26 protein-coding genes are annotated in these 23,608 nt (G+C 72.1%); 12 read left to right on the forward strand and 14 right to left on the reverse strand.

Going from position 1 to position 23,608, the window contains the following annotated elements:
- Positions 1 to 110 precede the first annotated feature (110 nt).
- Positions 111 to 452: a three-helix bundle dimerization domain-containing protein gene (locus ACWGO8_RS14110; protein ID WP_452043675.1), complete on the forward strand. Its 342-nt coding sequence runs from the start codon at positions 111 to 113 to the stop codon at positions 450 to 452.
- Positions 453 to 456: 4 nt separating this feature from the next.
- On the opposite strand, the gene ACWGO8_RS14115 is transcribed toward ACWGO8_RS14110, so the two are convergent.
- The 7 genes from ACWGO8_RS14115 to ACWGO8_RS14145 all read right to left on the reverse strand — a co-directional run bounded on the left by ACWGO8_RS14115 (position 457) and on the right by ACWGO8_RS14145 (position 7,197).
- The gene (locus ACWGO8_RS14115; protein WP_452043676.1) at positions 457 to 654 is read right to left on the reverse strand and encodes a hypothetical protein; all 198 of its coding nucleotides are present in this window, start codon (positions 652 to 654) and stop codon (positions 457 to 459) included.
- Positions 655 to 1,019: 365 nt separating this feature from the next.
- The gene (locus ACWGO8_RS14120) at positions 1,020 to 1,712 is read right to left on the reverse strand and encodes a DUF3618 domain-containing protein (RefSeq protein ID WP_452043677.1); all 693 of its coding nucleotides are present in this window, start codon (positions 1,710 to 1,712) and stop codon (positions 1,020 to 1,022) included.
- Positions 1,709 to 2,158 carry a phage holin family protein gene (locus ACWGO8_RS14125; protein WP_452043678.1) on the reverse strand — a complete coding sequence of 150 codons (450 nt, stop codon included), beginning with the start codon at positions 2,156 to 2,158 and terminating at the stop codon, positions 1,709 to 1,711. The genes ACWGO8_RS14120 and ACWGO8_RS14125 overlap by 4 nt, the downstream gene beginning before the upstream one ends.
- Complete coding sequence (locus ACWGO8_RS14130) at positions 2,158 to 2,910, reverse strand: hypothetical protein (RefSeq protein ID WP_452043679.1); 753 nt, start codon at positions 2,908 to 2,910, stop codon at positions 2,158 to 2,160. Before ACWGO8_RS14130 ends, ACWGO8_RS14125 begins: the two co-directional genes overlap by 1 nt.
- Positions 2,911 to 3,374: 464 nt before the next feature.
- Positions 3,375 to 4,460, reverse strand: a complete 1,086-nt coding sequence (locus tag ACWGO8_RS14135) for a glycosyltransferase (RefSeq protein ID WP_452043680.1) — start codon at positions 4,458 to 4,460, stop codon at positions 3,375 to 3,377.
- Positions 4,457 to 6,595, reverse strand: coding sequence for an amylo-alpha-1,6-glucosidase (locus tag ACWGO8_RS14140; protein ID WP_452043681.1), 2,139 nt, complete (start codon positions 6,593 to 6,595; stop codon positions 4,457 to 4,459). Before ACWGO8_RS14140 ends, ACWGO8_RS14135 begins: the two co-directional genes overlap by 4 nt.
- A 233-nt stretch (positions 6,596 to 6,828) precedes the next feature.
- Positions 6,829 to 7,197 (reverse strand): DUF7882 family protein, encoded by a 369-nt coding sequence (locus tag ACWGO8_RS14145; RefSeq protein ID WP_452043682.1) that lies wholly within the window; start codon positions 7,195 to 7,197, stop codon positions 6,829 to 6,831.
- Positions 7,198 to 7,341: 144 nt separating this feature from the next.
- On the opposite strand from ACWGO8_RS14145, the gene ACWGO8_RS14150 reads away from it, so the two are divergent.
- Both ACWGO8_RS14150 and ACWGO8_RS14155 read left to right on the forward strand, forming a co-directional pair.
- On the forward strand, positions 7,342 to 8,328 hold the full coding sequence (locus ACWGO8_RS14150; RefSeq protein ID WP_452043683.1) for an FUSC family protein: 987 nt from the start codon (positions 7,342 to 7,344) through the stop codon (positions 8,326 to 8,328).
- A 111-nt stretch (positions 8,329 to 8,439) separates the two neighbouring features.
- Positions 8,440 to 8,862 carry a YybH family protein gene (locus tag ACWGO8_RS14155; RefSeq protein ID WP_452043684.1) on the forward strand — a complete coding sequence of 141 codons (423 nt, stop codon included), beginning with the start codon at positions 8,440 to 8,442 and terminating at the stop codon, positions 8,860 to 8,862.
- 36 nt (positions 8,863 to 8,898) lie between these two features.
- Here the strand turns inward: ACWGO8_RS14155 and ACWGO8_RS14160 are convergent, their stop codons facing one another.
- The gene (locus ACWGO8_RS14160; protein ID WP_452043685.1) at positions 8,899 to 9,825 is read right to left on the reverse strand and encodes a Ppx/GppA phosphatase family protein; all 927 of its coding nucleotides are present in this window, start codon (positions 9,823 to 9,825) and stop codon (positions 8,899 to 8,901) included.
- Positions 9,826 to 9,933: 108 nt separating this feature from the next.
- On the opposite strand from ACWGO8_RS14160, the gene ACWGO8_RS14165 reads away from it, so the two are divergent.
- The 4 genes from ACWGO8_RS14165 to ACWGO8_RS14180 are packed head-to-tail and all read left to right on the forward strand — an operon-like array spanning position 9,934 to position 14,454.
- Positions 9,934 to 10,530 carry a TetR/AcrR family transcriptional regulator gene (locus tag ACWGO8_RS14165; protein WP_452043686.1) on the forward strand — a complete coding sequence of 199 codons (597 nt, stop codon included), beginning with the start codon at positions 9,934 to 9,936 and terminating at the stop codon, positions 10,528 to 10,530.
- Entirely contained in the window at positions 10,527 to 11,807 is a 1,281-nt protein-coding gene (locus tag ACWGO8_RS14170; RefSeq protein WP_452043687.1) for an MFS transporter, read from the forward strand. Before ACWGO8_RS14165 ends, ACWGO8_RS14170 begins: the two co-directional genes overlap by 4 nt.
- A complete protein-coding gene (locus ACWGO8_RS14175; RefSeq protein WP_452043688.1) occupies positions 11,804 to 13,054 on the forward strand; it encodes an alanine racemase in 1,251 nt (416 codons plus the stop codon). The genes ACWGO8_RS14170 and ACWGO8_RS14175 overlap by 4 nt, the downstream gene beginning before the upstream one ends.
- Positions 13,051 to 14,454: a D-arabinono-1,4-lactone oxidase gene (locus tag ACWGO8_RS14180; RefSeq protein ID WP_452043689.1), complete on the forward strand. Its 1,404-nt coding sequence runs from the start codon at positions 13,051 to 13,053 to the stop codon at positions 14,452 to 14,454. The genes ACWGO8_RS14175 and ACWGO8_RS14180 overlap by 4 nt, the downstream gene beginning before the upstream one ends.
- Here ACWGO8_RS14180 and ACWGO8_RS14185 read toward each other — a convergent pair.
- Genes ACWGO8_RS14185 through ACWGO8_RS14195 form a run of 3 tightly spaced genes read right to left on the reverse strand, consistent with a single transcriptional unit; the run spans position 14,429 to position 16,648 of the window.
- Positions 14,429 to 15,163, reverse strand: coding sequence for an ABC transporter permease (locus ACWGO8_RS14185; protein WP_452043690.1), 735 nt, complete (start codon positions 15,161 to 15,163; stop codon positions 14,429 to 14,431). The genes ACWGO8_RS14180 and ACWGO8_RS14185 overlap by 26 nt on opposite strands.
- Complete coding sequence (locus ACWGO8_RS14190) at positions 15,160 to 15,996, reverse strand: ABC transporter ATP-binding protein (RefSeq protein WP_452043691.1); 837 nt, start codon at positions 15,994 to 15,996, stop codon at positions 15,160 to 15,162. Before ACWGO8_RS14190 ends, ACWGO8_RS14185 begins: the two co-directional genes overlap by 4 nt.
- Positions 15,986 to 16,648, reverse strand: a complete 663-nt coding sequence (locus ACWGO8_RS14195; RefSeq protein WP_452043692.1) for a TetR/AcrR family transcriptional regulator — start codon at positions 16,646 to 16,648, stop codon at positions 15,986 to 15,988. The genes ACWGO8_RS14190 and ACWGO8_RS14195 overlap by 11 nt, the downstream gene beginning before the upstream one ends.
- Positions 16,649 to 16,780: 132 nt before the next feature.
- On the opposite strand from ACWGO8_RS14195, the gene ACWGO8_RS14200 reads away from it, so the two are divergent.
- Together ACWGO8_RS14200 and ACWGO8_RS14205 are read left to right on the forward strand one after the other, a co-directional pair.
- A complete protein-coding gene (locus tag ACWGO8_RS14200; RefSeq protein ID WP_376955603.1) occupies positions 16,781 to 17,347 on the forward strand; it encodes a LemA family protein in 567 nt (188 codons plus the stop codon).
- Positions 17,348 to 17,356: 9 nt separating this feature from the next.
- On the forward strand, positions 17,357 to 18,232 hold the full coding sequence (locus ACWGO8_RS14205; RefSeq protein ID WP_452043693.1) for a M48 family metalloprotease: 876 nt from the start codon (positions 17,357 to 17,359) through the stop codon (positions 18,230 to 18,232).
- 16 nt (positions 18,233 to 18,248) lie between these two features.
- Here the strand turns inward: ACWGO8_RS14205 and ACWGO8_RS14210 are convergent, their stop codons facing one another.
- The gene (locus tag ACWGO8_RS14210) at positions 18,249 to 19,454 is read right to left on the reverse strand and encodes a winged helix-turn-helix domain-containing protein (protein ID WP_452043694.1); all 1,206 of its coding nucleotides are present in this window, start codon (positions 19,452 to 19,454) and stop codon (positions 18,249 to 18,251) included.
- Between the two features lie 99 nt (positions 19,455 to 19,553).
- On the opposite strand from ACWGO8_RS14210, the gene ACWGO8_RS14215 reads away from it, so the two are divergent.
- Positions 19,554 to 20,777 carry an AI-2E family transporter gene (locus ACWGO8_RS14215; protein WP_452043695.1) on the forward strand — a complete coding sequence of 408 codons (1,224 nt, stop codon included), beginning with the start codon at positions 19,554 to 19,556 and terminating at the stop codon, positions 20,775 to 20,777.
- 4 nt (positions 20,778 to 20,781) lie between these two features.
- Positions 20,782 to 22,020: a threonine ammonia-lyase gene (ilvA, locus tag ACWGO8_RS14220; RefSeq protein WP_452043696.1), complete on the forward strand. Its 1,239-nt coding sequence runs from the start codon at positions 20,782 to 20,784 to the stop codon at positions 22,018 to 22,020.
- 112 nt (positions 22,021 to 22,132) lie between these two features.
- On the opposite strand, the gene greA is transcribed toward ilvA, so the two are convergent.
- The gene (gene greA / locus ACWGO8_RS14225) at positions 22,133 to 22,624 is read right to left on the reverse strand and encodes a transcription elongation factor GreA (RefSeq protein ID WP_452043697.1); all 492 of its coding nucleotides are present in this window, start codon (positions 22,622 to 22,624) and stop codon (positions 22,133 to 22,135) included.
- A 76-nt stretch (positions 22,625 to 22,700) separates the two neighbouring features.
- Entirely contained in the window at positions 22,701 to 23,111 is a 411-nt protein-coding gene (locus ACWGO8_RS14230; RefSeq protein WP_452043698.1) for a DUF4307 domain-containing protein, read from the reverse strand.
- A gap of 131 nt (positions 23,112 to 23,242) precedes the next feature.
- Here ACWGO8_RS14230 and ACWGO8_RS14235 point away from each other — a divergent pair, with 131 nt between their 5' ends.
- Complete coding sequence (locus ACWGO8_RS14235; protein ID WP_452043699.1) at positions 23,243 to 23,599, forward strand: hypothetical protein; 357 nt, start codon at positions 23,243 to 23,245, stop codon at positions 23,597 to 23,599.
- Positions 23,600 to 23,608 lie beyond the last annotated feature (9 nt).

The following is a 23,608-nucleotide window of genomic DNA, read 5'->3' on the forward strand; positions in this document are numbered from 1 at the left end:
GGATGCCGCGTCGGCTCGCGCGGGCCGTCCGTGCGGTGCGGCCCGGATGTTCACTCGCCGTTCACCTCGTCGGGGTTGGCCACGGATGCCGCGCGGCGGACACTGCACGAATGGACGATCCCGTCGAGCAGGCAGCCATCCGGAACGTCGTCGATCGCCTCGCCGAGCGGTTCCCCACCCTCGGCCGGGAGCGCGTCGAGGCCGTCGTCGGGGAGGAGTCGGCGCGGGTCGCCGACGGCAGGGTCCGCGAGTACATCCCCGCACTCGTCGAGCACGCGGCCGACGAGCGGCTCCGGCTGGAAGCCGATCCCGTCGACCTCGCCGCCGAGGATCCGGGCGGCCCGGTCCTGGCGGACGACGGATCGGACCTCGACCCGCTCGAGGTCGAGCGGAAGGCCCGCGAGCAGCGGGCGGGCTTCCTGTTCGGGGACCTCGGCGGCGGGTCCGTCTGAGCCGTCAGCTCGCCGCCGCGATGGCGCCGAGCGCGCCCACGGCTCGGGGCAGCGACTCGAACACGCCGACCTGGCGGTCCGCCCAGTCCCACGCGATGAAGCCCGCGCCCGTCCGCCAGACGTAGCCGACGACCGACAGGCTGTCACGCAGCTGGACGTCCCACCGTCCCTCGCCCGCGCCGATGATGTCGTACTGGTCCATGGAGTGCATCCCACACCTCCGTTCGGTTTCCGGCACGATATGCGGGCGAGATGACGAGCGTGTGACGGGCAGGAGGCCATTCCGTGTGCGCGCGTCGCCCGCGCATGCTCGGACGGCCTTGGCGCGGGTCGTGGTCGGCCAGTAAGGGAAACCGTCGCGCCCGGGCCGGGGTCCGGGTCGCCGTGGACCCCCTCGACGACCCGTCAGGCAAGCATGCGGTGCGACGGTGCGCGAAGCATCCCCTTGACAGGGCGGGTCGGATGCCGCAGCGCATGACGAAAGCCCCGGCACCGCCGGCGCACGACAAGGGGCGCGGCATCCGATCGGATGCCGCGCCCCGCGGTCGTGGCGCCTGAAGCGTCCGATCAGGGGCCGAACGGCTCCGACGACGACGGCGTCGCTCCCGAGGGCGACGGCCGGTGCGTCGACGGGTCGCCCGAGCTCGTGATCGGCGGCTGCGTCGGAGTCGTCGACGGCGTCGTCGAGTCCGCCGACGTGTGCCTCTCGGCCGTGTGCCTGGCCTCGCTGCTCACCTCGGATGCGGCCGCCTCACCTTCCTGGCGGACGGTTTCGACGGCTTCGGCGGCCCGGTCCTTGACGGCGTCAGCCGCCTCCTTGGCCGGATCGCGGAGGTGGTCGGCGGTCTCGGCGGCGATCTCCTTCACCTCGTCGACGAGGGGTGCCGCGGCATCCTTCGCCTGGTCGGCGGCCTGGCGTTCGACCTTTGACGGCGGCACCAGCGAAGCGGCCAGCCAGCCCACGCCGAAGGCGATGAGGCCGACGGCGATGGGGTTGCCGCGCGTCGTGGACGCGACCTTGTGCGGTGCGTCGGCCACGGCGTCGCCGACGTGGTCCGCCGCATCGTGGGCGGTGTCGCCGACGTCGGAGGCGACGCCCATGACGCGGTCCTTGACCGAGGTCAGGGCTCGACGCACCTTGCGCGTCTGCCGTTCCGCGATCTTCGAGGGCGTCACCTTGTCGGCGAGCGCGTCGACGTCCTGGCCGAGCTCGGCACGGGTGCGTTCGATGTCGGCGCGGATCTCATCGGGATTGCTCATCGGTTCTCCTCATTCCTCTTCAACGTCTCCGGGATCTCCTTCACGGTCTCGACCGTCTGCGGGACGCCCGCGATCTCCTCGATGTGCTTCTTGCCCGTGAGGGCCAGGACGAGCGCGACGACGCCCCACAGGACGGCCACGACCACGGCGGACCAGGCATTGCCCATGAGGTAGCCGAGGCCCCACCACAGCGCGATCGAGAGGAACACCAGGGCCAGCATGCCGGCCACGCCGGCACCGCCCAGGAGTCCGGCCCCGCGGCCTGCCCGCTTCGCGGACTCGCGGATCTCGGCCTTGGCGAGCTCGACCTCCTGGCGCATCAGCGTCGAGACGTCGCGAGACACCTCGGCGAGGAGGTCGCCGAGCGAGCTCGCCTCCGCCTGGCGTTCGGACGGCGTCACCGTCGGGTCGTACGACGAGTCGTACGAATGACGTGGGTCTCCCATCAGGCACCGCCCGTCCCCGGGGTGCCATACGTGGTGTCGCCGGCTCCGCCGCCGCCCGTGCCGGCCATGGTGCCGGCGCCGGTCGTCCCGGTTCCGGTGGTTCCGGTGCCGGTGTACCCGGTGCCGACCGTGGTCGTCGCGGGCGGCCGGACCTCGCGGACCGGAGGCGCTGGCGGCGCTGTGAAGTCGGCGCTTCCGGTGGTCATCGCCCGGCGGCCGGACGAGCCGTCCCCGTCGGGCGGCGACATGATCGCCCGTGTGACCCGGCCGGCGAGCACGCCCGCTCCGATGGCGATCGCGATGAAGACGCCCGGACGGCGCCGCGCGAAGCCCTTGACCTCCTCGAGCACCGAACGCGGGTCGCGCTGCTCGAGCCAGCGTCCGACGGCGTCGACGCGATCGCCGGCTCCACGCACGAGCTCGGACGCGTAGCCCGAGCCGGTCGAGGCCTTCGCCATCTCCGAGAGGTCGGAGCCCGCCGACCGCAGCCCGCCGGCCAGCCGCGTCTGCTGAGCGGCGGCCTGGCTGCTGAGTTCGTCGCCGACCTCGCCGAGGAACCGGCGAGCCTGGTCCTTGGTCTCCGACGCGACGGAGCGGGTCTCGTCCTTGGCCACGTCGACGACGTGACGGCCGGCGTCCCCGGCATCCGAAGCAAGCGTGGAGACGTCGTCGCGGAGATCGCCGGACCGGGCCGACGTCGTGTCGTCGGCGGTGACGCCGCCTGGCGTGTTCGACAGGTAACTGTTGGTCATCGTCTGCCCTCTTCTTGTATCTGGGCCGACGGGCTCGATGCCGCCATGGAGCAGCGACAGCCCGTCGGTTCGGGTTCGAACACGGTACGTAGCCGCGACGAAGACGATGAAGTCCCTTGCGATGCCCGACCTCGGCGCGTATAACCCGCGCGCGCAGTCGCGCGGATGGGGGAGGCTCGCCGACGTGGTCGTCGGGATCGGACTCGTCGGCGCGCTGATCGCCGCGGTCTTCGGCCTGCTCGATCTCTCGCACCTGGCACGTGGAACGCCCGCACGACGCATCGCGCTCGTCAACAAGGGCCTCTCGTCAAGCCCCTGTCCGTGCCGAGGCGGAGACCGCGACCATCGGCGGATGGAGCGCCCGCAGACGACCACCGAACCGGCGTCGTACCTCCACGATCGGGAGACGGTCGACGAGGAGCGCCGGCATCGCAGTCCGGCGCCGGCGCCACTGCCTCAACGCGCTATCCGGCGGGACTCGGCCCGTCGAGGGTCACCGCCGCCGGCCGGGCGGCTCCGGCGCGATCGACCGGGCGCGGGCGACGCACGAGGTCCTCGAACAGGTCCACGTAGTCCGCCGCCATTCGAGCTGCGGAGAAGCGCGTCTCCGCGGATTCCCGGCACGCCGCACGGTCGAGTTCGCCGACGCGCTGGAGCGCTTCAGCGAGGTCGCGGGGCGTCCCGCGGACGAAGCCCGTGCGACCCTCCTCCACGATCTCCTGGACCGATCCGCGCGGCGTCGCCACCACCGGGCTGCCGGTCGCGAGCGCCTCGATCATCACGAGGCCGAACGGCTCGTCCCACTGCACCGTGTTGAGCAGTGCGCAGGACTCCCCCATGAGCACGTACTTCTCCTCGGTCGTGAGCTCGCCGAGGTACTCCGCGTTCGAGCCGAGGGCCGGCCGCACGACCTCCTCGAAGTACTCCTCCTCGGCCGGCTCCTGCATCTTCGCGGCGATGCGCAACGGGATGCCCGCGATGGCCGCCGCCTCGATCGCCTCGGGGATGCCCTTCGACGGGTGCATCCGGCCCACGAAGCAGGCCGTCTCGCCACCGGGCCCGATCGGGACGTCCTCGACGCGGATGCCGTGGTGGATGACCCGGGCGATCGGCACCGGAGCGGCGAGCGAGGCCTGGTTGTGCGAGATGGCCACGTAGGCGACGTCGGATGCCGCGGCCAGGTACAGCTCCTGCTCGAGCGGGATGAGCGGCCCGTGCGCCACGGTGACGACCGGGACCCTCGTCGCCGACTTCGCGATGATCGGCCCGGCGAGCGTGTTGTCGAGGATGACGTCGACATCGTCCAGCCCCGCGAAGGCGCGCAGCAGGTGGCGCAGCTCGTGGGCGGTGACGCCCATCGTCTCGGGATCGGAGGGCTCGAAGCCCTCGAGCCGCGGCACGGGCGAGGTGCTGTCGGCGGATGCCGCGAGCACCACGTCGTGCCCCGCGTCCTGCAGTGCGCAGGCCAGTGTGTCGATGAAGGACTCGATTCCGCCGTACGCCGGAGGCGGGATCGGGATCCAGGGCGGCGCGATGATGCCGATTCTCATGTGGGTTCCCTTCGGGTCGGCACCACTGCCGACCGCATCGGCTCGTGGTGCAGGGTGACGCCGGCGGGCAGACCGGCGACGGTGGTGCCGGACCGCGAGGTGTCCAGCGAGATGCGGCGCCCGTCGAACGGCACGTTGCGCAGGTGGATGTCGCCGAAGGTGGCCGCCGACGTGGGGGAGACCCAGACCTCGCCCGTCGGGAGCGACGGGTCGAACCGGAGCGTGGTGCGCAGGAGCGAGAGCGGGGTGGCCGCTGCCCAGGCCTGCGGCGAGCACGATGCGGGATACGAGACGGGCTCGGGATACTGCTCCCGATCGAATCCGCAGAACAGCTCGGGAAGGCGTGCGCCGAAGTACGAGGCCGCTTCGAACAGGCCGGCGACGATGCGGTTCGCCTCCTCGACGAATCCGTACCGCATGAGACCCGCGGCGACGATCGCGTTGTCGTGCGGCCAGACCGAGCCGTTGTGGTAGCTCGCGGGGTTGTAGGCGCCCATGTCGGTGCCGAGCGTGCGCACGCCCCACCCGCTGAACATCTCGGGCGAGAGCAGGCGCTCGGCGACCGCTGCCGCCTTGTCGTCGTCGACGATGCCGCTCCACAGGCAGTGCCCCATGTTCGACGTGCTGGCGTCGACCGGTCGCTTGTCGCGGTCGAGCGCGACGGCGAACCAGCCGCGATCGGGAAGCCAGAACGCGTCGTTGAACGCGCGCTTCAGCCCGGCCGCGCGCTCCGCCCACCGCTCGGCGGCCTCGTCGTCGCCGCGGATCCCGGCCAGCATCCCGCGGGCGAGGAACGCGTCGTAGACGTACCCCTGCACCTCGCACAGCGCGATCGGCGCCTCGGCGAGGGTTCCGTCGGCGAAGTTGATGCCGTCCCACGAGTCCTTCCAGCCCTGGTTCACGAGGCCGTGGTCGTTGAGGCGGCCGTACTCGACGAACCCGTCGCCGTCGCGGTCGCCGAAGCGGTCCACCCAGTCGAGTGCGCGATCCGCGGCCTCGAGCAGGTCGTCGGCGTCGTCGGGCAGTCCGCCCCACCGGGCGAGCTCGCCGAGCACCACGACGAACAGCGGCGTGGCGTCGATCGTGCCGTAGTAGACCGATCGCCCGCCGAGCGCGAGGTTCGTCGTCGCTCCGAGTCGCACCTCGTGGAGGATGCGTCCCGGCTGCTCCTCGGAGGAAGCGTCCTCGCGCTGGCCCTGCAGGCCGGCCAGCGTCCGCAGGGTCCCCAGCGCCAGCGCCGGTTCGAGGGGCAGGGCCATCAGCGAGGTGAGCAGCGAGTCGCGTCCGAAGAGCGCCATGAACCACGGCACGCCGGCCGCGATCACCGGCCGATCAGGATGCTCCGGATCGAAGATCCGGAGCGCCCCGAGGTCCTGCTGGCTCTGGCGGATGACGCGTTCCATCGCGTCGTCCTCGAGCGACGAGACCGGGGAGCCGGACTGCCACGCGAGGAACCGCCGTGCCGGCTCGGTCAGCACGTCCTCCTCGACATCCGGCGCCGCGGCGCTGTCGGGCAGCTCGTCGGCGGGGACCACCCGCAGCGTGCGCGACCACACGCCACGTGCGTCGAGCACGACGTCGAACGAGAGCCGGTCGCCGACGAGCTCGGCGCCCTCCGCCAGCACGAGCAGCCCGTGGTTCACGGCGTGGGCGGATCGGATCCGGTAACGACCGGGCCCCTCCTCCTCGACGCGCTTCGGCCGTCGTGCGGCGCGGCCCTCCTTCACCTCGAAGATGTCGGCGAAGTCCGCCTCGATGACGACCTCGACGCGGAAGGCCATCGGGTCGCGCGAGAAGCTGCGCAGGGTGATCGACTCGAGGAGCCCGGCACCGACCCGTCGGTCGCGTTCGACGATCAACGGCGTGTCGGCGCGGCCCGGCACGTGCCCGGCGCGCCCGACCATGACGACGCGGTACGGATGCGGTGAGATGGAGGAGAGCGGCTCGACCGGTGCATCGTCGACGAGCAGCGTCAGCCGTGACACGACGCGCGTGTCCCGGTAGAACGCACCGTGCGGCAGCGACGGCTCCATGTCGCCGTTCGGGCCCGAGACGCAGAAGGAGGTCCCCTCCACGATCGTCACCGCGCCCGGTCCGGCCGTGTTCGCGAGCGTGTCCATGTTCCAACCGGTCATCATCACCGCCTTCGCGGCCGGATCCGGCGAACCCGTCGATCATCGGGCCACCGGGTCCTGCCGTGCTCCACGCTACGAAGCGGGCAGGCGAGCCGGCAGGGGATTGACCGCGCAGGAAGCGCTCGCTAGCCTCGGGAGCCGTTCGGCGGCGGATGTGGACCCCCTGACGGCCCCCGGCCGACCTCCGGTCGCGGCCCGACCGGGACGGGCCGCACGGGTGCGCGGCGCGGTTTTCAGGCCGCCGGCGAGGTCGCGACGCCGGTCCTCCCTGGACGGGGCGGCAGCGCCTCCGTCGGGATCCGGTCGGTGTCGCGGTCGGCGATGGCGGCGCTGAGCGACAGGCCGGCATTGCTGTTGACCGCGACCATCAGCCGGTCGAGCCAGTGCTTGTCGCGGGGCGTGCGCTCCGCCGTGTCGAACTCGGCCCGGATCGAGGTGATATGCGTGAGGAACACGCGCTGCTCCTGCCCGGTCTCGTCGATCCAGCTCAGGAGGACCGGTTCGTGGCGCCGCAGCTTGGTGGTGATGACGGTGAAGACGTGGTCGAGCAGTTCGTCGTCGATGACGATCGGCCCGACTCCTTCGAGATGGAGTGCTCCCATGGTGACATCTGGCCTTCCGTGAACGCGAAACCCGGGTTCGCAGCGACCTGCTGCCTCGCGGACGGCTCGTCCGCAGCAGACATTTTAAGCAACGACCGGCGCGATTCCAAGGGGCGGTGCCGACGAATGCGGCAGGGTGGTCCCATGGAATCCCGGCGCCCGATCGCCTGGTCGTGGCGGAACGTCGCGCACGGCGTGATGCTCGCCCTGCCGGCGGTCGTGGCATCCGCGTTCGACCCGTCGCTGGGGTTGCCGCTGGCGGTCGGCGTGCTGCCCGCGGCGGCCCTCGGCCTGCGCAGCTCCCGACGGGAGCGCGCTGTCGTCATCCTCGTCGGGGTGGTCGCGGGCGCATCCCTCTTCCTCGGGTCGCTGGTCGCGGACCGTGCCGTGCTCGCGGTCGTGATGGTGTTCGTGCTCTGCGTCGTCGTCGCCGCGATGACCGCCGATCCCTCGAGGCGCCTCGCTCCATTGATGCTCATGCTCGGGCTGCCGCTGTACGGCGCCGGACTCTCCGAATCATCGTGGACGACCGGACTCGCGGCGGGGGTCCTCATGGTGGCGGGATCCGTCTACAGCTGGCTCGTCTCGCTCGCGTGGCCCGAGGGAGCGCCGGCGGCCCGGCCTCCACGTGTCGCCGCACCACGGACGACGATGCTCGTCTACGGGGTGCAGATCGGGTTGGCGGGCGCCGCGGGCGCCGCGCTCGGATTCGCGTCCGGCGTGGACCACCCCGGCTGGGCGTGCACCGCCGCGCTGCTCGTGAGCCGCCCCGATCGGCGTCAGCTCGACGCCCGCGGCTGGGGGCGCGGGGCATCCGTCGTGCTCGGCGCGCTGGTCGCCTGCACCATCGCCGCGTTCTCCCCGTCGGACCCCGTGATCGCCGTGCTGGTGCTCGTGACGCTCGCCGTGGGCACGGGGACGTCGGGGAGCCGCTGGTACGTCTTCCCGTTCTTCTCGACGGTGCTCGTGCTGTCGATGCTGCTGCTCGACGAGACCGAGTCGGCCTCGCACTGGTTCCTCGAGCGGGTCGGGCTGACCCTCCTCGGCGTCGCGCTCGCGCTCCTCGCGGCGTGGGTCTTCACGCCGATCAGGCGGCGCGTGCGAGCGGCCTCGGTCGCACCGGGCCCGTGAGCGCCCGTTCGGGCCGGGCCCCGGGCGGTGGCGGATGCCGGAGCGAGCACCGATAATCGCATCGGATCCATCGCGGCGGGCGGAGCGTCACGCCGGAACCGGGGAGGCGACGTGGGGCAGACCGGCTTCGAGGACGCGCTCGCGCGGACGGCGGAGGGCCTGCGGGCGATGGGGCGCGGCGACCCCGCACCGTATCGCTCGTGCTGGGCGACCATCGACGACGTCACGCTGTTCGGCGCCTTCGGCACGATCGAGCGCGGGTACGACGACGTCATGGCGACGCTCGACTGGGTGGCGAGCCGGTTCAGCGAGGGTGCCCTGGTGCCCGAGTACGACCTGGTGCACGTCGGGGAGGACACGGCCCACACCGTCGGGTTCGAGCGGGGCGTCGTGCGCGTCGACGGGGGAGACCCCGGCGAGATCACGATCCGCGTGACGCACGTCTACCGCCGCCTCGGCGACGGGTGGCGCATCGTGCACCGGCACGGCGACCATCCGCCCGTGCTCGCCCGGCCGCCGCGACTCGACGCATAGCCGGCGCCGCAACGCGACGGATGCCGCGCGCTGCCCTCAGTTCATCCGGTCGAGCCGGCGCAGGATGAGCCCCTCGCGCAGTGCCCACGGCGACACGTCGAGCTCGGGCACGTCGAACGCCTTCATCGCCTCGGAGAGCACGACGGCGCCCGCGACGATCTGGAAGGTGCGGTCGGCGGTGATGCCGGGCAGCGCCGGGCGAGCGTCGGCGGGGATGCGTGCGAGCCGCGGGATCCAGTCGTCGAGGCCCTTCCGGCGCAGGATGCTCCGCTCCTCGGAGCCGACGCCCTCCTCCGTCCAGCCGGCGAGCCGCGCCAGCGACCGGATGGTCTTCGACGAGCCCACGACGTGGTCGGGCGAGGGCAGGTGGGCGAAGTCGGGCAGCGCGGATTCGAGCACGCCCGCCGCGTGCTCGCGCAGCGCCTGCACCTGCTCGGTGCTGGGCGGGTCGTCGGGCAGGAACGCGACCGTCGACCGGCCGGCGCCCAGGGGCAGCGACTCGGCGACGTCGGGCACCTCGTCGGCGCCGTTCGCGATCTCGAGCGAGCCGCCGCCGATGTCGAAGAGCAGGATCCGCTCGGCCGACCAGCCGTACCAGCGCCGCACCGCGAGGAACGTGAGGCGTGCCTCGTCGTCGCCCGACAGCACCTGCAGCTCGACGCCGGTCTCGCGCGCGACGCGGGCGAGCACCTCCTCGCCGTTCGCCGCCTCGCGGATGGCGGAGGTCGCGAACGGCAGCAGCTCCTCGATGCCGGCCTCGCGCGCGGCATCCGCTGCACCGCCCACCGCGTCGAGGATGGCGGCGACGCCCTCGTCGCTGATCGCGCCGTCGGGCTCGAGGTACCGCATGAGGCGCAGGACCGCCTTGTGCGAGGCCGTGGGGATGGGGCGGGCACCGGGATGGGCGTCGACGACCAGCAGGTGCACGGTGTTGGATCCGACATCGAGGACACCGAGGCGCATGGTGCGAGCGTAGCCGTGCGGGCGTGCACCGCGCGTCCGTTTCGTGCATACTGGTGCGACTGGGACGATCGTCCCACTTCAGTCGGCAACGGAGTCGAGAGGAGCCGCGTGGCCCGCATCCCCGCACCCGAGCGCCGTGCGGCGCTCATCGAGGCGGCCCTGCGCGTCGTGTCCCAGCACGGCATCGCGCAGGCGACCACGCGCGCGATCGTCGCCGAGGCCGACATGTCGCTCGCGAGCTTCCACTACGCGTTCGACTCGCGCGACGAGCTCATCGACGAGCTCATCGCCACGGTCGTCGCCCGCGAGCAGGCGGCGGTCATGCCCGAGGTGGTGCCCGGCCTGGGCCTCCGCGAGATCCTCGAGGCGGGCATCCTCCGCTACTTCGAGCACCTCAAGGCCGACCCCGAGCACGAGCAGGCGATGCTCGAGCTCACCCAGTACGCGCTGCGGTCGCCCGACCGGCATCCGCTCGCGCTCGCGCAGTACGCGCGGTACGTCGAGCTCGCCGAGCGGTCGCTCGAGCTCGCCGCGAGCGTGGCGGATGCCGCGTGGCGCGTGCCCGTCGCCCTGGCGGCGCGCGTGCTCGTCGCGTTCACCGACGGGCTCACGCTCACCTGGCTCGTCGACCGTGACGACGACGCCGCACGCGCGGTCGCAGCAGCGGCCGCCGACGCCCTCTCGAGAATGGCCGACCCCCGATGACCCACCTCGACGCGCCCGCCGGCCACGCGGCCACCGCGCCCGCCGCCCTCGGCGAACCCACGCGACGCGTCGGCGCCGGCTGGATCACCGCGTTCGCGACGGCCTGGTTCGGCATCTGGATGGCGCAGCTCACACCCGTGCAGCTGCTGCTGCCCGCCCAGGTCGACGAACGACTGCACCCCGAGGACTGGGTCGACAGCGTCGTCGCGTTCGGCGCGATCTCGGGCGTCGCCGCGCTCGCGACGATCATCGCGTATCCGCTGACGGGTGCGCTCTCCGACCGCACGACGTCGCGGTTCGGCCGCCGTCGCCCGTGGATCCTGATCGGCGCGCTCGTGTTCGCGGCCTCGCTCGTGCTGCTCGGCTTCCAGTCCGAGATGTGGGCGATCGGCGCCGCGTGGGTCGCGGCATCCGTCGGCTTCTGCATCATGACCGCCGCGCTCACCGCGACGATCTCCGACCAGGTGCCCGTGAACCAGCGCGGGTTCGTGTCGGGCTGGATGTCGGCGCCGCAGGCCGTCGGCATCATCGTGGGCCTGCTGCTCGTGACCGAGCTCGTCACCGACCGGGTGACGGGCTACGCGCTCCTCGCGGCGATCCTCGTAGTGCTCGCCGTGCCGTTCCTGTTCCGCCACGACGAGCCGCTCACGGCGACCGAACGCACGCGGGTGTCGGCGAAGCACATCATCGCGGGGTTCTGGATCAGCCCCCGCAAGCACCCCGACTTCGGCTGGACGCTGCTCAGCCGCGTCATGGTCTCGATCGGCAACGCGCTCGGCACGAGCCTGCTGCTCTACTTCCTCATGTTCCAGCTCGACGACGAGCACGCGGAGGACGACCTCATCATCCTCACGCTCATCTACATGGTGTTCGTGATCCTCGCCTCGCTCGGCCTCGGGAGGCTCTCCGACCGGCTCGGGCGACGCAAGGCCTTCGTGTTCCTCGCCTCGGGCCTGCAGGGCGTCGCCGCGCTCCTGCTCGCGATCGTGCCCGACCTCTCGGTCGCCATGGTCGCCGCCGGCCTCCTCGGGCTCGGCTACGGCTGCTTCCTCTCGGTCGACCAGGCGCTCGCCACCCAGGTGCTGCCCGATGCCGCGACGCGCGGCCAGGACCTCGGCATCATGAACATCGCCTCCGCCGTGCCGCAGGCGATCGCGCCGCTCATCGGCGCCGCCGCGGTGCTCATGACCGGATCGTTCGTGCTCGTCTTCGTGCTCTCGGCCGTGTTCGCCTTCGGCGGCGCGCTCGCCGTGGCCCGGGTGAGGAGCGTGCGATGACCGCCTCGCTCGACCTGCGCGTCGGCCCCGCGACGACGGATGCCGCGCCCTGGACCGACCCGTCCCGGTACTGGCCCGCCCTCACCGCCGCCACCGCGGACCTCGACGCACCCGTCGGCGCGATCCACCTCGGCGCGCTGCGGCACAACGCGGAGGACATGACCCGCCGCGCGGCGGGCACGCCCATCCGCATCGCGTCGAAGTCGGTGCGCGTGCGCAGCGTGATCGAGTCGCTCCTCGCGCAGCCGGGCTACCACGGGGTGCTGGCGTACACGCTCGCCGAGGCGCTCTGGCTCGCCGACACGATCGACGACCTCGTCGTGGGCTATCCCACGGCGGAGCGCGGAAGCATCCGCCGGCTCGCGACCGACGCCGGCCTCGCCGGCCGCATCACGCTCATGGTCGACTCGCCGCAGCAGCTCGACCTCGTCGACGACGTGCTGCCGCCCGGCCGCCGCGAGGAGGTGCGCGTGTGCCTCGAGCTCGACGCCTCGTGGAACGCGCCGGTGCTCGGGCACCTCGGCGTGCGGCGGTCGCCCGTGCACGACCCGTCCGACGCGGGCGGGCTCGCCGCGTACGTCGCCGAGCGGCCGGGCTTCCGCCTCGTCGGCGTCATGTCGTACGAGGCGCAGATCGCGGGCGTCACCAACCGGCCGAAGGGCAGGCCCGTGGACGGCGCGATCAACCGCTGGATGCAGGCCCGCTCGATGCCCGAGCTCGTCGAGCGACGGGCCCGCGCGGTGGCGGCGGTGCGCGAGCACGCCGACCTCGAGTTCGTGAACGGCGGCGGCACCGGCTCGCTCGAGGTCACCTCGGCCGACCCCTCGGTCACCGAGATCGCGGCCGGCTCCGGCCTGTTCGGCGGACACCTGTTCGACGGGTACGCCCACTTCACGCCCGCCCCGGCCGCGGCGTTCGCGCTCGAGGTGGTCCGCTCGCCGAGCCCCGAGCACGCCACCATCCTCGGCGGCGGCTGGATCGCGTCGGGCCCGCCCGCGGCCGACCGCGTGCCGCGGATCGTGTGGCCCGAGGGCCTCGAGCTGCTGGGGCGGGAGTCGGCGGGCGAGGTGCAGACGCCCGTGACGGGCGCGGCGGCCCGCGCGCTGCGCGCGGGGGACCGGGTCTGGTTCCGGCACACGAAGTCGGGCGAGCTGTCCGAGCACCTGAACGAATTCGCCGTCGTCGACGGCGACGAGGTGGTCGACACCGTGCCCACCTATCGAGGCGAGGGGAAGGCGTTCCTGTGACGGCGAGCGGAGCGACGTGGCGCAACTGGGCGCGCACCGAGTCGGTGCGGCCCCTGCGGGTGGAGCGGCCCGCCACGGCCGGCGCGGTGCAGCGGGCGGTGACCGCCGCCGCGGCATCCGGCCTGCGCGTCAAGCCCATCGGCGCGAGCCACAGCTTCACCGGCGTCGCCCTCGCGCCCGACGTGCAGCTCGACCTCACCGACCTGTCGGGCGTCATCGACGCGGATGTCGCGACCGGCCGGGTGACGCTCGCCGCCGGCACGCGGCTCCACGCGCTCCCCGAACTGCTCGCGCCGTACGGCCTCGCCCTGCAGAACATGGGCGACATCGACCGGCAGACCATCTCGGGCGCGACCTCGACAGGCACGCACGGCACCGGCCTCGGGTTCGGCGGCCTCGCGACCCAGATCGTCGCCGCCAAGCTCGTGACCGGCACGGGCGAGCTCATCACGATCAGCGAGACCGAGCGCCCCGAGCTGCTGCCGGCCGTGCGCGTCGGCCTGGGCGCGCTCGGCGTGCTCGTCGAGGTGACGCTGCAGCTCGTGCCGCGGTTCGTGCTGCACGCGGTCGAGCGCCAGGAGCCGTTCGGCCTCGTGCTCGACGAGTGGATCCACCGCGTGCGCGCGCACGACCACTTCGAGTTCTACTGGTTCCCGCACACCGACACCGCGCTCACCAAGACGAACACGCGCCTGCCGGGCGACGCGCCGCGCAAGCCCCTCGGCCGCGTGTCGCGCTGGATCGACGACGAGCTCCTCGCCAACGGCGCCTACCGGGCGATGTGCATGCACGGGCACCTGCAGCCCGGCGTGACCCCGAGGCTGGCCCGGCTCGTCGACACGTTCACCGGCGAGCGCGACTTCAGCGACTTCTCGCCGAAGGTGTTCACCACGAACCGCACCGTGCGATTCCGCGAGATGGAGTACGCGATCCCGCTCGAAGCGATCCCCGAGGCGGTGCGCGGGGTGCGCGAGCTCATCGAGCGGAACGGGTGGAGCGTCAGCTTCCCGATCGAGGTGCGCGCCGCGGCATCCGACGAGAACTGGCTCTCGACGGCGCACGGCCGCGAGACCGGCTACGTCGCCGTGCACCGCTACTACCGCGAGGACCCGACCGAGTACTTCGCCGCGGTCGAGCAGCTCATGCGCGGCTTCGGCGGGCGCCCGCACTGGGGCAAGATGCACACCCAGTCGGCCGAGACCCTGCGCGAGGTGTACCCGCGGTTCGACGACTTCCTGCGCGTGCGCGACGAGCTCGACCCCGAGCGCCGCTTCGCGAACCCCTACCTCGACCGCGTGCTCGGCACGGGCCGAGGGGATGCCGCGGCCGACGCGGGTGCGGCGCCCGAAGCCCGCGCCGCGACCGACGCCGGCGCTACGGCGTCCGCCGACGCAGCGTGATCGAGCCGACCACGATCGAGCCCACGATCCAGGCCGCGATCGCCAGGATGCGCGCCCAGATCCAGGCGGCATCCTCGGAGCCGTCGGCGACGGCCGTGAGCGCGTCGATCGCGTAGCTCAGGGGCAGCCAGTCGCTGATCGCCTCGAGCACCTCGGGCAGCTGGTCGCGCGGGATGAAGATGCCGCCGAGCAGGATCTGGGGGAACACCAGCAGCGGCATGAACTGCACGACCTGGAACTCCGTGCGGGCGAACGCGCTCGCGAGCAGCCCGAAGGCGGTGCCGAGCAGCGCGTCGGCGACGGTCACGGCGAACAGCAGCCAGATGGAGCCCTCGATCTCGAGGCCGCACACGAACACCGCGAACGACACCGCGATCGCCGTCTGGAAGACCGCGAGGAAGCCGAACGCGAGCGCGTAGCCGAGGATGAAGTCGCCCTTGCCGAGCGGCATCGAGAACAGCCGCTCGAGCGTGCCGCTGCGCCGCTCGCGGAGCGTCGAGATGCTCGTGACGAGGAACATGACGATGAACGGGAACAGCGCGATCATCGCGGGTCCGATGGTCTGGAACACGTCGGTGTCGGTGAAGATCCAGGCGACGAGCCCGATGAGCAGGCTCGGCACGACGAGCAGCAGGCCGACGGTGCGCGGATCGTGGCGGATCTGCGTGAGCACGCGGCCCGCGGTCGAGAACGTGCGGACGAGGGTCATCGCGTCGCCTCGCTTCCGGCGTCGTCGGCCGCCCTGGCGTGCTTCGCGACATGCACCGGCGCATCCCCCGATTCGCCGTCGTGCGGCTGGAGGTCGGGCTCGCCGCGGCCGATGAGGCGCAGGAACGCCTCCTCGACGTCGTCGGTACCGGTGAACGAGAGCACGCCCTGCACGGTGTCGTCGGCGAGCAGTTCGCCGTCGCGCATGAGCAGGAGCCGGTCGCAGCGCTTGGCCTCGTCCATGACGTGGCTCGAGACGAGGAGGGTCGCGCCCTCGGCGGCGAGCTCGTGGAAGAGCTGCCAGAGCTCGACGCGCAGCACGGGATCGAGTCCGACCGTGGGTTCGTCGAGCACGAGCACCTCGGGGTTGCCGAGGAGGGCGGCGGCCAGCGAGACCCGGCCGCGCTGCCCGCCCGAGAGCGAGCCGGCGAGCCGGCCGGCGACCGAGCCGAGGTCGGTGCGCTCGATGACCCGGTCGATGTCGGATGCCGGAGCGCCGAGCACCTTGCGGAAGTACGAGAGGTTCTGGCGCACGGTGAGGTCGTCGTACACGCTCGCCTGCTGCGTGTAGTACGCGACGCGGCGACGGAGCCCCCTCGAGCCGGCGGGGAGGCCGAGCACGTCGATGGTGCCCGACTGCACGACCTGGACGCCCACGATCGAGCGCATGAGCGTGGTCTTGCCGCTGCCGCTCGGGCCGAGCAGCCCGACGATGAGCCCCTTCGGCACGGCGAGCGACAGCCCCTGCAGCACGGGCGTCTTCGCCCGCTTCACGTGCAGGTCGTGCACGACGATGGCGGGCCCGCTCGTCGCGGCATCCGCGTTATTCATCATGTGCTGAATTGTGCGCCGGTGCCCCGGTGCTGTCAAGGATCCGCGCGTCGCCCGTGAGGTGGAACTGCACGACCGGCGCGACGCGTGCGACGAGCTCGTCGTCGGACATCGATGCGACCGGCTCGAACGCCAGCACGTAGCGCACCATGATGATGCCGACGACCTGCGAGGCGGCGAGCTCCGCGCGCAGCTCGGCGTCCTCGGCGTCGCCGAGCCGCGTGGCCAGGCGCAGCATGATCTCGCGCCGGAGGAACTCGCGCAGCATCCGCGAGACCGGCCCCTGGGCCATCACCGATCGCATCGCGGCGGCGGCCGCCGGCTGCACCTTCGGATTGCCCCACGCGGCGAGCACGGCCCGCAGCAGGCGGGCACCGAGCTCGTCCATCGGCCCGTCGAGCGCGCCCTGCACGATGCGGTCGGGTCGGAGCGGCACCGCCACGACCTCGGCCACGAGCGCGGACTTGTCGTCGAAGTAGTGGTGCACGAGGCGCGGGTCGACGTGCGCGCGCCGGGCGATGGAGCGGATCGACGCCGCCTCGTAGCCGCGCTCGCCGAACTCGGCGGCCGCCGCCGCGAGGATGCGCGCCTTCGTGTCGTCGGGGTTGGCGCCTCGCGGTCGCCCGCGCCGGCGCGGCCCCTCACGCTGATCCACACGCTGAGCCTACGCCCGGAGCCCGCCCCGGCTTCCCTTCGAGTCTCATGGGAAGCTCGCTGCCGCCGCCTGACCGATCGGTAGGATGAATTCCACACCCCGACAGTCGCCGCAGCGCTAGGAGTCCGTGCCATGGAATGGCTCATCCCCGTCATCATCGTCGTCGTACTCCTCCTCATCATCGGCATCTACCTGTGGGCCACCTACAACTCCCTCGTGACGCTGAACGTGCGCGTCGACGAGGCGTGGAGCGACATCACGGTGCAGCTCAAGCGGCGAGCCGACCTGATCCCCAACCTCATCGAGGCGGTCAAGGGCTACGCGGCGCACGAGAAGGCGGTCTTCGAGAACGTCACCAGGGCGCGTGCCGAGACGCTGCAGGCACAGGGTCCGGCCGAGGCGGGTGCCGCCGAGAACCACATGCAGCAGGCGCTGAAGTCGATCTTCGCGGTCGCCGAAGCGTACCCGCAGCTGCAGGCCAGCCAGAACTTCCTGCAGCTGCAGTCCGAGCTGGTCGACACCGAGGACAAGATCCAGGCCTCGCGGCGCTTCTACAACGGCGGCGTGCGCGAGCTCAACACGAAGATCAAGGTCTTCCCGAACACGCTGTTCGTGCGCGGCCTCGGCTTCCACGAGCGCGAGTTCTTCGAGGTCACGGAGCCGGCCGCCATCGCCGAGCCGCCGCGCGTGCAGTTCTAAGGGACGTCGTTGTACCGAGCGATCGCCAGGAACAAACGCAACACCGTCTTCATCATCCTGTTCTTCCTCGCCATCATCGGCGGATTGGGCTGGCTCGCCGCGTGGGTCTACAACGACCTCACGATCGTGATCGTCACGCTGGTGATCGCGACGGCGTACGCGGTGTTCCAGTACTTCACCGCTGACCGGCAGGCGCTCGCCATGTCGGGCGCCGTCGAGCTGCACAGCAAGGCCGACCACCCGCGGCTCTGGCGCACGGTCGAGAACCTCTCCATCACGACCGGCACGCCCATGCCGCGCGTGTTCGTGATCTCCGACCCGGCGCCCAACGCGTTCGCGACCGGACGCGACCCCGAGCACGCCGTCGTCGCAGCGACCACCGGCCTGCTCGAGCTCATGGACGACGCCGAGCTCGAGGGCGTCATGGCGCACGAGCTCGGCCACGTGCGCAACTACGACATCCGGCTCTCGATGATCGTGTTCGGCCTCGTCGTGGCGGTGGGCTTCGTCTCCGACATGCTCGTGCGCATGACCTTCTTCGGGCGCGGCAACAACAACCAGAACCCGATCGTGCTGGTCTTCGGCCTCATCGCGCTCCTCATCGCGCCGCTCGTCGCGAGCCTCGTGCAGCTCGCGGTCTCGCGACAGCGCGAGTACCTCGCGGATGCCACGGGCGCGATGACCACCCGACACCCCGACGCCCTGGCGAGCGCCCTCGAGAAGCTCGAGACCTACGGGCGGCCGATGCAGCGCCAGAACTCGTCGATGGCCCACCTCTGGATCGCCGACCCGCTGAAGCCCGGCGTCATCGACCGCCTCTTCGCGACGCACCCGCCGATCGCCGAGCGCGTCAAGCGGCTCGAGCAGATGGGCGGCGCGTTCTAGTACGTAGGCCCCAGCCCTACGCCGCCAGCTCCGCGCGCAGCGCGGGCGCGAGGTCGCCACGGCCCACGACGTGCACCTCGTCGAGGCCCTGCCACGCCGCCGCCTGCCACAGCACGGGCAGCAGCCGCGCCGCCGTCTCGTCGGGGGCGCCGTGCTCGATCCACGCCGACTGCACGCGCAGCACCTTGGCCTTGCGGTCGCTCTTGAGGTCGACGCGACCGACCACGTCGTCGTCGATGAGCACCGGCAGCGAGTAGTACCCGAACTTGCGCTCGGGCTCGGGCGTGTAGATCTCGATGCGGTAGTGGAAGTCGAACAGCCGCTCGGTGCGCGGTCGGAACCACACCACCGGGTCGAACGGCGAGAGCACCGCGGCCGCCTCCATGCGGCGAGGTCGACGGGCGTCGCGATGCACCCACGCGGGCGTGGCGCGGCTGCCGGTGGTCCAGCCGGGGACCTCGACGGGCAGCAGCTCGCCGGCCTCCTCGAGGTCGCGCACGGCGACGCGCACGGGCGCGCGCAGCATGCGCCAGTAGTCGGCGAGATCGGCCTCGGTCGCGATGCCGAGCGCGATCGACGCACGGCGCACGAGCTCGCGCACCGCGTCGGCCTCGGACGGCGCCGCGTCGAGCAGCTCGGGGGCGAGCGCCTGCTCGGGCAGGGCGTAGACGCGCTCGAACCGCACGCGCTCGACGCACACGACCTCGCCGACCCGGAACATCCACTCGAGCGTGCGCTTGACGTCGGACCAGCCCCACCACGGGCCGCGCCGCTCGTTCGCGTCGTGCTCGATCTCGCTCGCCCGCATCGGGCCGTTGGCCGCGAGCTCGCCGCGGAGCCAGTCGGCGAGCGTGCGGTTCTCGACGAGCCAGCCGCCCCACTCGCTACCCTTCTGCCGGTACTCCTCGCGGCGGAACTCGAACAGCGGCCACAGCTCGCGCGGGATGAACGCCGCCTGGTGCGCCCAGGCCTCGACCATGCGCCCCCGCCGGCCCGTGGTGAGCCGGTCGAGCAGGTCGCGGTCGTACGCGCCGAGGCGGCTGAACGCGGGCAGGTAGTGGCTGCGCTCGAAGACGTTGACGGAGTCGATCTGCAGCACGCCGAGCCGGTCGACGAGCCCGGCGACCTGCCGCAGGCCCGGCTCGGCGGCAGCCGGGCGCCCGAAGCCCTGGGCCCCGAGCGCGATGCGTCGCGCGAGCGCGGGACTGACGGTGTCGACCATGATCCTCAGACCCTATCCGGAGCCACCGACAGGCACCGACCGCCGCAGGCGCCCCCGGCGCATGCCGTGCCCGGAATGCGGCCCGCCTAGACTGGAGCGATGACGGGGTCGAGCGACCAGGGGCGGGGCAGGTTCGTCAAGCGGTGGCGCACCGCCGAACGCGACACGCCGCCCGCACCGACGCATCGCGACGCCTCCGACTCCGTCCCGTTCGGCATGCGCATCGCCGCGGCCTGGTCGTGGCGGCTCCTGCTCGTCGGCGGCGTCATCGCGGTCGTCATCTTCCTGATCATCCAGCTCCGACTCATCGTCATCCCACTCCTCGTCGCGGTGCTGCTCGGCGCCCTGCTCGTGCCCTTCTCCCAGATGCTGCAGCGCCATCGCTGGTCGAAGTGGCTCGCGGTCACCGTCGCCATGCTCTCCGCGCTGATCATCGTCGGCGGGCTGCTGGCCGTCGGGATCACGTTCATCGCGCGCGGCTCCGACGAGCTCGCCGCGCAGAGCATCATCGCGTGGGACGACTTCCGCGCCTGGCTGCTCGAAGGTCCGTTCCACATCACCGAGCAGCAGCTCAACGACTGGGTGGCCCAGATCGTGGACTCCGCCCAGCAGGACGGCAGCTTCCTCGTGAGCGGTGCGCTGTCGCTCGGCTCGACCCTCGGCCACTTCCTGGCGGGCACGCTCCTCGCGCTCTTCGCGACCCTGTTCATCCTCATCGACGGCCGCGGCATCTGGCGCTGGATCGTCGGCGTCTTCCCGCGCCGCGCGCGCGCCGCGGTCGACGGTGCCGGGATGGCCGGATGGAACACGCTCCAGAACTTCGTGAAGGTGCAGATCCTCGTCGCGACCATCGACGCCATCGGCATCGGGCTCGGCGCCTTCCTCCTCGGCGTGCCGCTCGCCGTGCCGATCGCGATCCTCGTCTTCCTCGGCTCGTTCATCCCCATCGTCGGCGCCGTGGTCACCGGCGCCCTCGCCGTGTTCGTGGCCCTGGTCTACAACGGGCCGGTGATCGCCCTCATCATGCTCGGCGTCGTGCTGCTGGTGCAGCAGGTCGAGGGCCACGTGCTGCAGCCGCTCATCATGGGCACGGCCGTGAAGGTGCACCCGCTCGGCGTCGTCGTCGCGGTCGCGACCGGCTCGCTCCTGGCGGGCATCCCGGGCGCGCTCTTCGCCGTGCCGGTCGCTGCGGTGGTCAACGTCATGATCGTCTACATCTCGGGCGGCTCCTGGAAGGGCGACCCGGGCCCGCCCGCGACCGAGGTGAAGTCGCCGCTCTGGCGTACCGTGCCGCAGCGACCGGGCTATCAGCGAGGAGAATGAACGAGTGATCACGACCATCCCGGGTCCGGGTCTCGCCGAGTTCGAACGCGCGCGCGAGGTCGTGTCGCGCGTCGCCCGACGCACGCCCATGGAGTCCTCCCGATTCCTCGCCGAGCGGCTCGGGCTGCCCGTCTACCTCAAGTGCGAGAACCTGCAGCGCACTGGCTCCTACAAGCTCCGCGGCGCCTCCAACCGCATCGCCGCGCTGAGCGACGCCGAGCGCGCCCGTGGCGTCGTGGCGGCGTCGGCCGGCAACCACGCGCAGGGCGTCGCGTACGCGGCCCGCGAGCTCGGCATCCGCGCGACCATCTTCATGCCCGTCGGGGTCGCGCTGCCGAAGCTCGACGCGACGCGGGCGTACGGCGCCGACATCGTGCTCGTCGGCGATTCGATCGGCGAGACCATCGAGGCCGCCGAGGCGTTCGCCGCCGAGTCGGGTGCCGTCATGATCCCGCCGTTCGACCACCCCGACGTCATCGCCGGCCAGGGCACGCTCGGCCTCGAGATCCTCGAGCAGGCCCCCGATGCCACGACGATCGTCGTGCCCATCGGCGGCGGCGGCCTCGCCGCGGGCATCGCCAGCGCCGCGAAGCAGCAGGCCGCGAAGGAGGGCCGTCCGCTGCGCATCGTGGGCGTGCAGGCAGAGAACGCCGCGCCCTACATCGCGTCGCTCGCGGCGGGGGAGCCGCGCCAGGTGCCCGTCGTGCCGACCATCGCCGACGGCATCGCAGTCTACCGACCGGGCGAGCTGAACTTCGCGATCATCCGCGACACCATCGACGAGGTCGTGACCGTCACCGAAGACGACATCGCGCGCGCGCTGCTCGTGCTCCTCGAGCGCGCCAAGCTCGTGGTCGAGCCGGCGGGCGCGGTCGCCGTGGCGGCCATGATGACGGGCGCAGTGCAGTCCGACGGGCCCGTGGTCGCCGTGCTCTCCGGCGGCAACATCGATCCGCTGCTCATGCAGCGCGTGGTCGCACACGGCCTCGCGGCATCCGACCGGTACCTCACCATCAGCGTCGGGCTGCCCGACCGCCCCGGTCAACTCGCGCGCGTCGCCGCACTCCTCGCCGAGGCGAACGCGAACGTCGTCGAGGTGCTGCACACCCGCCACGGCTCGGGCATGCAGATCACCGAGGTCGAGCTGCGGCTCTCCGTCGAGACCCGGGGCCCCGAGCATCGGGCCGCGGTCGTCGAGGTGCTGCGCCGCGCCGGCTACGAGCCGCGCGTCGAGACCGACTGAGCAGCGGCACGGATGCCGCGGCGTCGCGTCGCGGCATCCGCTCGCACCGTGCCGACGACGACGGCCCCCGCGCATCGCGCAGGGGCCGTCGGACGTTTCGGGATGGGGAAGCCTACTGGCCGCCCCAGGTGTCGACGCCGGTGACCTGCACCGCGATCTCGCGGCCGTTCGGCGCGGTGTAGCTCGTCGAGTCGCCGACCTTGAGGCCGAGGATGGCGGCGCCGAGCGGCGAGGACTCGCTGAAGACGTCGAGCTCGGAGTCGCCGGCGATCTCGCGGCTGCCGATGAGGAACCGCTCCTCATCGCCGGCGATGACCGCGGTGATGACGGTGCCGGGCTCGACGACGCCCGACGACTCGGGCGCCTCGCCGACCTGCGCCGTGCGGAGCAGCTGCGTCAACTGGCGGATGCGGGCCTCCTGCTTGCCCTGCTCGTCCTTCGCGGCGTGGTACCCGCCGTTCTCCTTGAGGTCACCCTCCTCACGCGCGGCCTCGATGCGCTTGGCGATCTCCTCGCGGCCGTGCGTCGAGAGCTGCTCGAGCTCGCCGGCGAGTCGGTCGAAGGCCTCCTGCGTGAGCCAGGTGACGGTGGCGTCCTGCGCCATGGTGCACTCTCCCGTGTATCGGATACACACTGTATAGACGTGACGCCCCGACGTCTGCCGGGGCGAATGACCCATATTAGGTGAGCCAGCAGGTCGAAATCAAACCCGTGTTCGCCTCCCGGGCGACCCGCACGCGCTCCGTGAACGTGCGCAGGTGCCGGTCGGATGCCGGGATGTCGACGACCTTCCAGCCGACGATGGTGAAGTCCTCGTCGTAGGCCTGGACGATGCACGCCGTGGGGTTGCCGGGCGGCACCGAGAGGGTCCAGCTGACCTCGACCGCGCGCTCGTCGTTGAGCAGCCGGTGGCCCGTGTCGGTGGCCTGCACCGTCGGCTTCTGGCCGTCGAGTCCGGCCCAGACCACCCACGCGACGAGCACGACCGCGAACGCGATCGCGGCGCCGATGATGAGCCACCGATCGCGGCTGCGGTTGGTACGCGTTCGGCCGTAGCGCGCGGCGAGCGCGTCGGTCTCAGGCTCGGCCACCGCCCGGCTCCTTCCAACCTCGATCGTCTAGGCTTGGAACCAGCCTAACCCCGCCCCGCGAAGCCGAGATCCTCGGTGAAAGTGAGTCCGATGCTCGCCGTGCCCGCCTGTTCCACCGTCGGAGCACGCTCGTGATCGCTGCCGTCCTGCCCGCCCTCGTGCGCGCCGCGACGCAGGAGCCGAGCGACGAGTTCGACCCCGACACCGTCACCCCCGGCATCTGGGGCTTCGTGCTCACGTTCGTCATCATGGTCGTCGTCGTACTCCTCGTGCTCGACATGGTGCGTCGCATCCGCCGGGTGAACTACCGGGCGGAGGTGCGCGAGCAGCTCGAGTCCGAGCGGCTCGAGCAGGAGCTGATCGAGAGCGGGCTCGAGCGCGACCCGCTCGACGACCTCGACGACCTCGACGGCACGGATGCCACGGGCCGCCCCGCGCGCGACGGCCGCCCCGCGGCATCCGACGACGACGAGCCGCCGGCCCGCTAGGTCACCGGC

It is taken from the genome of Agromyces sp. NPDC055661, assembly GCF_053618135.1.